This is a genomic window from Bradyrhizobium sp. Ec3.3 (assembly GCF_000472925.1).
Classification (GTDB): Bacteria; Pseudomonadota; Alphaproteobacteria; order Rhizobiales; family Xanthobacteraceae; genus Bradyrhizobium.
In genome coordinates, this window is sequence record NZ_AXAS01000154.1 from 1 (window position 1) to 1,687 (window position 1,687).

The following is a 1,687-nucleotide window of genomic DNA, read 5'->3' on the forward strand; positions in this document are numbered from 1 at the left end:
GCGACGCAGGAGATCGCCCGCAGCGTCCAGAACGTCGCGCAGGGCACGCAGACAGCGGCCACCGACATCGGCCAGGTCAACCGCGGCGCCGCCGAGACCGGCTCGGCCTCGGAAGAGGTGCTGCACTCGGCCAAGACGCTCTCCAGCGAAAGCACTCGCCTGCGCGCCGAGCTCGACCGCTTCATGGCGAATATCAGGGCGGCGTGAGTATTCGCTGCGCTTTAGGCATTGCGTCGTCGCCCACACTCCGCTGTCGTCCCCGCGAAGGCGGGGACCCATAGCCACAGGGAGTGGTTGCGGCGCGAACTGGTAACCACGTGTCTTCGCCAAACCCCGTCCTGGGGCTCTCGCGACGAGCGCGGTGCGCTCGCGCGGGGGTCCCGGGCTCGCGCTCCGCGCGCCCCCGGGGACGACAGTTGAGGATGCCTTTCGAGCATCGGCCTGCCACCGCCCGCACCGCCGCAAATTTACCGCGGCTTATCCTTTCCGCCGTATTTTCCCTGGGAGTCAGGGAGCGGGCTGCTCCTGGATTGCGGCTGGCTGGCCGCAGGTGAAATGGGGTGGGGCATGTCCGTCAAGTCCAAGGAAACTTCGAAGGAAACCTTGAAGGAAACGTCGAAGCAAGCAACGAAGGTAAAGCGAGCGATGCGTCCGACGTTGCGCTTCCGAGCAAAGATCATCCTCGGCTTTGCCGCGGTGCTGGTCATCCTGGCTGCCAGCATGGCCTTCGCCTATCTCGGCTTCGAGCGGGTCGCGGGCGCCGTGACGTCCTACCGGACCAGCGTGTCGGAAGCGGACCTTGCCCGGGGCGTCGATCGCGACCTGATCTCCTACCAGGCGCTGGCGCGGGCCTACACGCTGACCGGCGCGGCTGACGATGAGACCGCGGCCAAGGCCGCCGAGGAGAACCTCAAGTCGGCGATCGCGAAATCGATGGCCGCCACCACGGCGCCGGCACGGCGCGAGCAGATCGGCAAGCTGCAACAGGAATTCCAGGCCTTCGCAAAAGTCTTCGCCGACATCGTCGCGCTGACGCGCGAGAACACCAGGATCGCCGGCGAAGAGCTCAATGCCGTCGGCAACAAGATCCGTTTCAAGTTCGACGACCTCGCCGACACTGCGGCGCTGGCGGGGCTGCCGTCGGTGCAGACCACGGCCAAGGACATCACCTCGCAATATCTCGCCGTCTCCACCTCGGTCAGCGCCTTCGTCGCCAAGCCCGAGACGAAGGCGGCCGACGGCATCACGGCGCGCATCAAGTTCCTGGAGACTCTTTTGGTCTCGATCTATGCCAGCGACCAGAAGATCACCGACCGCGTCACCGAGATCGGCAATCTCCTGAAGCAGTACCGTGCCTCCTTCGCAAAACTGTCCGACAACGTGAAGGCGGTTGCCAAGCTGAACGGCGAGATGACGAAGTCGGCCAGCGCCATCCTGAAACTCTCGAATGAACTGAGGTCGGACCTGACGGCTGATCAGCAGCGCATCGAGGCCAGCGCCAATGCAGCGATCGGCGAGACCGAGCGGCTCATCCTGATGCTGGCGCTGGGAGGCCTCGCGATCGGTGCCGTGCTTGCGCTGATGCTGGGCAACGGCATCTCGCGGCCGATGATCGCGATGTGCAAGGCGATGCGGGAGCTCGCCTCGGGCAATTTCGAGGTCGTGCTGCCGGGGCTCGGCCGCAAGG

2 pseudogenes are annotated in these 1,687 nt (G+C 65.6%); both read left to right on the forward strand.

Features of this window, described 5'->3' with window-relative positions:
- Positions 1-207, forward strand: a pseudogene (locus YUU_RS54560) (methyl-accepting chemotaxis protein); the annotation flags it as partial.
- A gap of 438 nt (positions 208-645) precedes the next feature.
- Positions 646-1,687 (forward strand): annotated as a pseudogene (locus YUU_RS0145835) (methyl-accepting chemotaxis protein); the annotation flags it as partial.